This window comes from Brenneria salicis ATCC 15712 = DSM 30166 (assembly GCF_003315515.1).
In the GTDB taxonomy this organism is placed as follows: Bacteria; Pseudomonadota; Gammaproteobacteria; order Enterobacterales; family Enterobacteriaceae; genus Brenneria; species Brenneria salicis.
Genome location: NZ_QNRY01000027.1, coordinates 43,074 through 52,363, shown reverse-complemented (window position 1 = coordinate 52,363; position 9,290 = coordinate 43,074). Strand labels below are relative to the sequence as shown.

Sequence of the window (9,290 nt, the reverse complement as noted above, 5' to 3'; positions counted from 1 at the left end):
GTTCTGTAGCAAGTGCCTGAAGTTTCTTCTCGTCCATAATTTGCCTGTCTCCGCTGTTCGGATAACGATATCAAAAACAGGCAATTACACAATTTAATTTACAGGCTCGTTTTGATTCCTTTTTCTATTCCTTGTGCATCCCTTTTTTAAAACCAATCTGTCCCAGTTGTTGTGCGATGGTCATAATTACCTCCCGCTGACGGATATTTATCAGATCTCATATCTCAGATCGGTATCCTTTGTGATTAGCACCTTCACGATACGATGGCTTTCCACCGTCAAAATAGTGAAGGTGTAACCATCGACAGACAATGTATCACCCGCTTGCGGGATACGTTGAGAGTGCTCCATCAAGAGTCCGGCCAGCGTATAATATTCTCGCTTTCCATCCAGGGTGAGCGGAACGTACATGGTCAGATCTTCCAAAGGTAGATAGCCGTTCGCGGTCCAACTGCCATCCTCATTTTGCTGAATATCATGACGGGCATCGACTTCCTCACCTTTCAGCGGCAGGTTACCGGCAATGGTTTCCATCACATCGCTTAGCGTCACAATCCCTTCAACCGAACCAAACTCGTCAGCGACAAATGCAAAATGGGTTTGTGCCTCTCTGAATTGATCAAGAGCCAGTAACAGAGAAAGCTGTTCGGGAAAAACCAGTGGCTGACGCAGCAGAATACGCAGATTAAAAGGTTCATGACTGAGTTGCTGCTGTAACAGGTCTGTGACATTGACTATCCCCAGCAACTCATCTGACGTGCTGCTGTCGACAATGACCAGTCGGGTATGCTGGCTGGTTTTTAATATCTGCGCTAATTCCTGTTGAGCGGTATTTAGCTCAATCGGGTCAATGTCATGGCGGGACGTCATAATACTGCTGATGGTTCTCTGCGCCATACCTAGAACGCGTTCGATCATGCGGCGCTCCTGTCGGTTGAAAATTTCCTGACCAGCGTGTGCATTATCCGCAATCATTGATGACGTTTGGTTGTCCAGTTCTGCTTCATCATGATTTCCTCGCAAAATCCGCAGAACGACCTCGGCGGTGCGTTGGCGCAAGGGAACGGAAGAGGAAAGAAAGCGCCGACGGTTAAATTGCGAAACCTGATTCAACAACTCGATGAGCACCGAGAAACCAATAGCGGCGTAGAGATAGCCTTTGGGGATATGGTAGCCAAACGCATCCGCGACCAGGCTGAAACCAATCATCAACAGAAAACTCAGGCACAAGATAACAATGGTCGGATGCTCGCCGACAAAACGGGTCAACGGTTTGCTCGCCAGCAGCATCAGGAAGATAGCGATTGTCACCGCGGACATCATCACTAACAAGTGGTCGGTCATGCCAACGGCGGTGATGACTGAATCGAGCGAGAAAATCGCATCCAGAACGACGATTTGCGCAACAACAGGCCAGAAACGCGCTCCCTTGCGTTGCGTGTGTTGCTCCTGATCCTTGCCTTCCAACCGCTCGTTAAGCTCCATGGTTGCTTTGAATAACAGGAATACGCCGCCAATCAACATGATGACATCACGTGCGCTGAATGTATGTCCGAGCAATGTGAAGAGGGGAGTCGTCAGGGAGACAAGCCAGGAAATCGACGACAATAAAAGCAGGCGCATCACTAACGCCAGCAACAGACCAACAATCCTTGCTTTATCTCGTTGTTCTTTCGGTAGTTTTTCAGCAAGGATGGCAATAAAGATCAGATTATCAATGCCTAATACCAGTTCCAGCACAACCAGTGTTGCCAGACCTGCCCATATCGTTGGATCGGCGATCCACTCCATACTTATTATTTCACCTTTCTTAGCGAGAACACTTACCAGCGTATCAGGGACAACGGACATGAACCAGCGTTTATAAGGACATTCTGTCGCGGCCAACAACATGAGGATACTTAACTGGCTGCGCTACATTGTCAGTGTTTGGTAGGCATTGTGTCGGATTTTGGTTAACAGGAGTTAAAAAAGATCAGTAAACGGCCATAAGTAAAATTTTCTACTATATTGGCAAGACACCAACGCAGCCTTTGATAACGTAAGAGAATAGCACATAGAATAGCGCGCCCGCTCGCCACGCCAGATCAGCGTTGCTCGACTAGGTTAAAGTCGGGGGGCTTTGCTAAATTTTCATAAAATGTGCTGTTTTTATTCCTTAAGTTGGTTTTTTGTCCTATTGGAGAATCCAATGTTATGGATACGCGTAGTCCTATTCCGAAAAAAAACCTTCCGACATCTTAATTCTTGTGATCTTCATCAAGTCGCCAATACTATGAACGCCGGGCAAAATCGATTTTGCCAAAAGCGTGTTTGAACGTGGTTACCGGCAACAATTGATTAACTATGGCCCATTGGGTCACACAACGACAAAAATCAGACAAAGACAATTGTAACTTACGGATCCAAAGTCTAAACCATAGGATGGTGCTCCGTACTTTGACAGTACATTGGTAGCTACAAGCCAAGGGCGGTAGCGTGCCTGATGTAACAATTCATAACGGTTGATGATGGTGCAAACATGCAGGAATCCACGGTAATATTTTTAAGCGCGTTCGTCGCGTTATTCGTGGCAAGAACCGCGGCAGTCAAAGTGGGCTTGGTAGATAAGCCCAACATGCGTAAAAATCATCAAGGCCATATTCCACTGGTTGGCGGCGTATCCATGTACATGGCGCTGTGGGTACTGTATGTGCTGCAGCCAGGCTGGTTACCTGGTTTTTCCCTCTATATGGTTTGTGCCACTACGTTACTGATCATCGGCGTATTGGATGACCGTTTTGACCTTCCCGTCTTACCTCGCATTGGATTTCAGGCACTTGTCGCCGGATTGATGATGCATGCGGGTTTTTATCTGACCACATTAGGAAATGTACTCTTCGGCTACGAACTATTTTTAGGTAGTTTGTGCTACATCGTCACATTGTTTGCGGTATGGGGCGCGATCAATGCCTTCAATATGATCGATGGCATTGATGGCCTGCTAGGTGGACTGTCTTTTGTAACCCTTGGCGCACTGGTTATCGTTTTCTATCTTGGCGGCAACAGTGACCTGGCCCGTTGGAGTTTGTGCTTGCTGGCGGCAACGTTGCCTTATACGCTGTTGAACACTGGTGTCTTTTTGGGAAAAAAATTCAAAGTCTTTATGGGCGATGCGGGCAGCACGCTGATCGGTTTCTCGGTGATCTGGTTATTAATTCTTGCTACGCAAGGGGAAAATAGTGTGATGCGTCCTGTTACGGCGCTGTGGATTATTGCTGTCCCGTTAATGGACATGGCGGCAGTAATGATACGTCGTCTCTCAAGAGGGAGTAACCCATTCAAACCCGATCGCGAGCATCTGCACCACCTGTTGGTTCGTGCCGGACTAACACCGTGTCAGACCCTTGCTGCAATTCTTTTTATCGCGGTTTTATTTGCCGCCACAGGGATCATTTGCGAGCGTAACAGCGTGAGTGAGTCTATTATGTTAGGCGTATTTTTGATGGCGTTTGTCGGTTATCTGGGGACGATAACCCTGATGGTTCGAATGTCGGCATGGTATCGGCGGCCTATCATCGTAAACAGACAATAGCATCGCTTGGCGGAGTGCCATGAGAAGGGGAATTACCCTTGTTTTATATGTTAGATCTTGACTTCATCTGAATAGTTCTTCTCTATAATCATTGACTATTTTGTAGGGATTTGCGCAATTTTCAATTAAGAGCGATGGCATACACAGGATGATAAAGCACAAGTTAAAATTGTTACCGTTGGTGGTGTTTGCAGCTATGCTTAGCGGCTGCACCATAATTCCCGGTTCACACCTTTCTACCAGTGGCAAAGAAGTGATCGAGCAGCAGGATGCGGATTTTAATATCGACAAGCTGGTTAATGTTTATCCTCTCACGCCTTATCTAGTTGAAAAAATGCGGCCTAAGCCGTTGATAGCGCAAACCAATCCGGCGCTGGAACAAGAGTTGCAAAATTATGAATACCGTATCGGTATTGGTGACGTCATTATGGTAACCGTATGGGATCACCCGGAACTGACCACGCCGGCAGGGACGTATCGTACCGCCGCGGATACCGGTAACTGGGTACACTCGGATGGGACCATCTTCTACCCCTATATTGGTAAGGTTAAAGTGGCGGGTAAAACGGTCACCGAGGTGCGCGATCAGATTATGGGCCGCCTGGCTACATACATTGAATCGCCGCAGGTTGACGTCAGTATCGCCGCCTTCCGGTCGCAGAAAGCGTATGTGACGGGGGAAGTCGCCACTTCCGGTCAACAGCCGATTACTAACGTACCTTTGACCGTATTGGATGCGATTAATAAAGCGGGCGGTCTGACGGAAAATGCCGACTGGCGTAATATTGTGCTGACACACGACGGTAAAGAGCAACGCTTATCCCTCCAGGCGCTGATGCAGAACGGTGATCTTTCGCAAAACCACCTCCTTTATCCCGGTGATATTCTCTATATTCCCCGTAATGACGATCTGAAAGTGTTCGTAATGGGGGAAGTGAAGAAGCAAACCACGCTTAAAATGGATCGCAGCGGGATGACGCTGACCGAAGCATTGGGCAATGCGGAAGGAATGGATCAGACCTATTCCGATGCCACTGGCATTTTTGTTATTCGCTCGCTGCGTGGAACGCAGGGACCTAAGCTTGCCGACATTTATCAACTCAATGCGCAGGATGCAACCGCGATGGTGATGGGGACGGAGTTCCAGTTACAACCTTATGACATTGTTTATGTAACTACTGCGCCGATCGTTCGTTGGAACCGTGTTATCAGCCAACTCGTACCAACCATTTCTGGTTTCAATGAGTTAACTGAAGGTACATTGCGCGTTCGTAACTGGCCGTAGAGATAAATATGTTTGATTCAATATTAGTGGTTTGTGTGGGCAATATCTGTCGTTCCCCAACCGGGGAGCGATTGTTAAAGCAGGTATTGCCGGCGAAACGGATTGCTTCGGCGGGACTGGGCGCGTTGGTGGGCAAACCCGCCGATAATACCGCTGCTGAGGTGGCGGGCGAACGTGGTCTTTCTCTGGAAGGACACAGCGCGCAGCAGTTGACCTCTTCTTTATGCCGTCAGTACGATCTGATTTTAGTGATGGAAAAAGGGCATATCGATGCGGTGGGTAAAATCGCCCCGGAAGTGCGTGGGAAAACCATGCTGTTCGGGCATTGGTTGAATCAGCAGGAAATTGCCGATCCTTACCGCAAAAGCCGCGAAGCGTTTGAATTCGTTTACTCACAACTCGAGCAATCGGCCCAGAAATGGGCGCAAGCATTAAGCCGTTAACCAGTCAGGGAAACCCATGGCAGAGAAAATTTCAGTGAAAGCATCTGAAGCAGCGTCAGATGAGATTGATTTGGGACGTTTGTTAGGAACGTTGCTGGATAATAGATGGTTGATTATTGGTGTTACTGCCGTATTTGCTGTTATTGGGATTTTTTATGTCACATTAGCTACACCGGTCTATAAGGCTGATGCGCTCATACAGGTAGAGCAAAATTCAGGTAATAAGCTGCTTAATGATTTGTCGAGTATGTTGCCAGATGCAAAACCTCAGTCAGCGGCAGAAATAGAATTGTTAAAATCAAGGATGGTGCTTGGTAAAACCATCCGGGATTTATCTTTAGATACCTCAATTGAGCAAAAATTTTTTCCAGTTATTGGAAAGGGAGTAGCTAGAATCGTCGGTATGGTGCCTGGGGAAATAGCGGTTTCCCGATTGGATGTTCCAGAAGCATTGCTTGACAAGGATATGGAACTTACAGTTTTAAATGATACCAGTTACGAATTATCAGCTGATAATATTGATACATTTACCGGTACAGTTGGTCAATTGGAAAAGCATAATGATATTTCTTTACTTGTCAGCCAAATAAAAGCACCTGCAGGTACTGTATTCCGGTTGACGAAGTTAAATGAACTTTCAGTGATAAATGATCTTTTGGAAAGGTTCAATGTTGAGGACAAGGGAAAGGATATTGGTGTATTGCAACTAAGTCTCGAAGGTGAAGATACACAAGAAATTACCAAAATCCTTAACAGTATTAGCTATAATTATCTACAGCAAAATGTAGAAAGAAAATCTGAAGAAGCTGGTAAAAGTCTGGGTTTTTTAAAGGAACAATTACCTAGTGTGCGTGATGAATTGAATGAGGCTGAAAATAAATTAAACAGATATCGTCAACAAAATGAGTCGGTCGATTTATCTCTGGAAGCGAAGGCAGTTTTGGATACAATGGTGTCGATAGAATCACAGTTAAATGAATTAACTTTCAGAGAAGCTGAAATATCCAAACTATACACCAAAGAACATCCCGCCTACCGTGCTTTGATGGAAAAGCGCAAAACGCTAGAGCAAGAAAAAGAAAAGCTTAATAAACGAGTTAGTGGGATGCCGGCAACGCAGCAAGAGATTTTACGTCTTACGCGTGATGTGGAATCCGGTCAAGAAGTATATATGCAGTTGCTCAACAAGCAGCAAGAACTCAGTATCAATAAAGCCAGTGTTGTAGGTAATGTTCGCATAATTGATACCAGTGTTACCCAACCTAATCCGGTAAAACCAAAGAAAATTATTATTATTCTGCTTTCGATCATGATAGGTGGGGTATTTTCTGCCGCCTTTGTTGTTTTGAGATATATGCTTCATAAAGGCATAGAAAGTCCAGAGCAGTTAGAAGAATTGGGTGTTAACGTTTATGCCAGCGTACCGTTATCTGAATGGCAACAGAAAAAAGATCGTGAGTTGATTAATAACAAGCTCAAGAAAAGCAATGTTCGTTCTTCAGAGCTATTGGCTGTTGGCAATCCAGCTGATTTGGCTATTGAAGCAATACGTAGCTTACGGACCAGTCTTCATTTTGCGATGATGGAGGCTAAAAATAATGTGCTTATGATTTCTGGAGCCAGCCCTGCTATCGGTAAAACCTTTGTCAGTGCCAATCTTGGCGCGGTAATCGCACAGTCAGGGCAAAAAGTCTTGATTGTCGATTGCGATATGAGAAAGGGTTATGCCCATGAATTGATGGGAACGACGGGGAGTAATGGTTTATCGGATATTTTATCCGGGCAAAGCTTTGCCGATAAATGTTTACGTAAAACGCAAGTAGAAGGTATGGACTTTGTACCAAGAGGTCAGATTCCTCCCAACCCTTCAGAACTACTGATGCATCAACGTTTTCCGGCGTTTGTCGAGTGGGCATCCGAGCATTATGATATGGTATTGCTTGATACTCCGCCTATTCTTGCTGTGACCGATGCTGCGATCATTAGCCGTCATGCTGGTACGTCATTACTGGTTGCTCGTTTTGAAGTCAATACAATTAAAGAGGTTGAGGTTAGTATTCGCCGGTTCGAGCAGAATGGCGCTGAAATTAAAGGCGTTATTCTGAATGCTGTGGTAAAAAGAGCAGCAAGTTATTATGGCTACGGCAATTACGACTATTATACATACGATTATAAATCTAAATAATCGTAGGATATTATGCCGATGCACTTTTATATACTGATTCAGTGGGTCGGCAATGTATTGGCAGTATGTGTCTATTTCACTGTATTTTAAGGATATATACATATTGTAGTTACTCAGCGACTATAATCAGGAATAAATTATATAAAACAATATTTTGGATATATTATTTTTGACTAAATAATTTAAGTTTTTATTCATAAGCTAAATTCATTTGGTTAACAGTCTTAATCTATTTGTGTCAATTCTATATTTGCTTTTTTAATAAAGTAAGATATTTAGGAATTGAATATCACAATGTTTTGAGATTTTTTAGTATGCATGAAAGATATTGGGGTTATATAAAACTATTTGGGGTGTATATTATGCATGCAACTACTTTTCCTAAGAAGAATAATATTGTTAAGTTTTGTTTGGCTTCGTCTGATTTTATTTTTTTTAATTTAGCATTGATTATCACATTATTAATAATGAATTTATTAAATTATGACATATATTTTTTTATTCCTGAATCTGAAATTTCAGCAAGATTTATTTCTCATATTGCGCTGTCACTCCTGTGTGTAAGTTGGTTTTGGATAAGGTTGCGTCACTATACTTACAGAAAACCTTTTTGGTTTGAATTAAAGGAAATTATCAGAACGCTAGTGATATTTGCGGTTTTTGATTTGGCATTGGTTGCATTTTCAAAGTGGCAATTCTCTCGGTTTATTTGGATTATTACATGGATATTGGCAATTTTCTTAGTCCCGGTTGGGCGGGTAATAATAAAGAAAATGTTGGACAAGTTAGGTATCTGGAAGAAACATACGATTATTATAGGTACAGGTAAAAACGCTAGGGATGCTTATGAGGCGCTTCAAAGTGAAGAGGTTTTAGGTTTTGCTATTGGCGCTTTTTATTCAACAAATGGTTATGATGTTGTTCACGATATTTCTGGTATTCCAGTTATAAAAACAGAAGAGGAACTTTGGCAGCAAAGTTGCCCTAATGATACTCAATTCATTGTCGCCGTAGAGTTTGAAGAGCACGAGCTAAGAGATTTTTGGCTAAAAAATCTTACGAAGCATAATTGCCGTTCGGTATCAGTTATCCCGACATTACGTGGTGTTCCTTTATATGGTACGGAAATGTCTTTTATTTTCAGTCATGAAGTGATGATCTTGCGTGTTAGCAATAGCCTGGCAAAAAGAACGTCTCGCCTAGTAAAACGAACCTTCGATATTTTTGGAGCAATAACTATTGTCACAGTGCTTTCACCATTGTTGCTCTCCTTATTTTATCTGGTTTCGAAAGATGGAGGTAAGGCTATTTATGGACATGAGCGAGTAGGCAGAAATGGTAAAAAATTTAAATGTCTAAAATTCCGCTCAATGGTCATTAATTCTCAGGAGGTCCTGCGGGATTTATTAGAGAAGAACCCAGATGCCAGAGCCGAATGGGAGAAGGACTTTAAACTAAAAGATGATCCGCGGATCACCAAGATCGGTAAATTTATCAGGAAAACCAGTCTTGATGAGCTTCCCCAGCTTTTCAATGTTATTAAAGGTGAAATGAGTTTGGTTGGTCCAAGACCTATTATTGAGGATGAACTGGATAGATATGCGGGAGATGCTGATTACTATCTGATGGCTAAGCCAGGTATGACGGGACTATGGCAGGTGAGTGGGAGAAATGATGTCGACTATGATACGCGTGTTTATTTTGATGCATGGTATGTAAAAAATTGGTCATTATGGAATGATATCGCCATTCTTTTTAAAACTATTAGTGTTGTGTTAAAAAGAGACGGAGCCTATTAATTTT

The 9,290-nt window shown here is 43.5% G+C and carries 6 protein-coding genes; 5 read left to right on the top strand and 1 reads right to left on the bottom strand.

Annotated elements, in window-relative coordinates:
- Positions 1–210: 210 nt before the first annotated feature.
- Positions 211–1,791: a TerC family protein gene (locus DES54_RS12160; RefSeq protein ID WP_113867741.1), complete on the bottom strand. Its 1,581-nt coding sequence runs from the start codon at positions 1,789–1,791 to the stop codon at positions 211–213.
- Between the two features lie 730 nt (positions 1,792–2,521).
- Between DES54_RS12160 and wecA the strand changes: the two genes are divergently transcribed.
- The 5 genes from wecA (at position 2,522) to wbaP (ending at position 9,286) form a co-directional block, all read left to right on the top strand.
- Entirely contained in the window at positions 2,522–3,574 is a 1,053-nt protein-coding gene (gene wecA, locus DES54_RS12155; RefSeq protein WP_113867739.1) for a UDP-N-acetylglucosamine--undecaprenyl-phosphate N-acetylglucosaminephosphotransferase, read from the top strand.
- A gap of 148 nt (positions 3,575–3,722) precedes the next feature.
- Entirely contained in the window at positions 3,723–4,859 is a 1,137-nt protein-coding gene (locus DES54_RS12150; protein ID WP_113867737.1) for a polysaccharide export protein, read from the top strand.
- Positions 4,860–4,867: 8 nt separating this feature from the next.
- Positions 4,868–5,302: an arsenate reductase/protein-tyrosine-phosphatase family protein gene (locus DES54_RS12145; RefSeq protein WP_113867735.1), complete on the top strand. Its 435-nt coding sequence runs from the start codon at positions 4,868–4,870 to the stop codon at positions 5,300–5,302.
- A 16-nt stretch (positions 5,303–5,318) separates the two neighbouring features.
- Positions 5,319–7,487, top strand: coding sequence for a tyrosine-protein kinase Wzc (gene wzc / locus DES54_RS12140; protein ID WP_113867733.1), 2,169 nt, complete (start codon positions 5,319–5,321; stop codon positions 7,485–7,487).
- 362 nt (positions 7,488–7,849) lie between these two features.
- Positions 7,850–9,286 carry an undecaprenyl-phosphate galactose phosphotransferase WbaP gene (wbaP, locus tag DES54_RS12135; RefSeq protein ID WP_113867745.1) on the top strand — a complete coding sequence of 479 codons (1,437 nt, stop codon included), beginning with the start codon at positions 7,850–7,852 and terminating at the stop codon, positions 9,284–9,286.
- The last annotated feature ends 4 nt before the right edge of the window (positions 9,287–9,290 follow it).

Excerpts from the sequence above, each read along its gene's own strand:
- DES54_RS12160 (WP_113867741.1), bottom strand. The coding sequence starts at position 1,791 with ATGGAGTGGATCGCCGATCCAACGATATGGGCAGGTCTGGCAACACTG.
- wzc (WP_113867733.1), top strand. The coding sequence starts at position 5,319 with ATGGCAGAGAAAATTTCAGTGAAAGCATCTGAAGCAGCGTCAGATGAG.
- wecA (WP_113867739.1), top strand. The coding sequence starts at position 2,522 with ATGCAGGAATCCACGGTAATATTTTTAAGCGCGTTCGTCGCGTTATTC.
- DES54_RS12150 (WP_113867737.1), top strand. The coding sequence starts at position 3,723 with ATGATAAAGCACAAGTTAAAATTGTTACCGTTGGTGGTGTTTGCAGCT.
- wbaP (WP_113867745.1), top strand. The coding sequence starts at position 7,850 with ATGCATGCAACTACTTTTCCTAAGAAGAATAATATTGTTAAGTTTTGT.
- DES54_RS12145 (WP_113867735.1), top strand. The coding sequence starts at position 4,868 with ATGTTTGATTCAATATTAGTGGTTTGTGTGGGCAATATCTGTCGTTCC.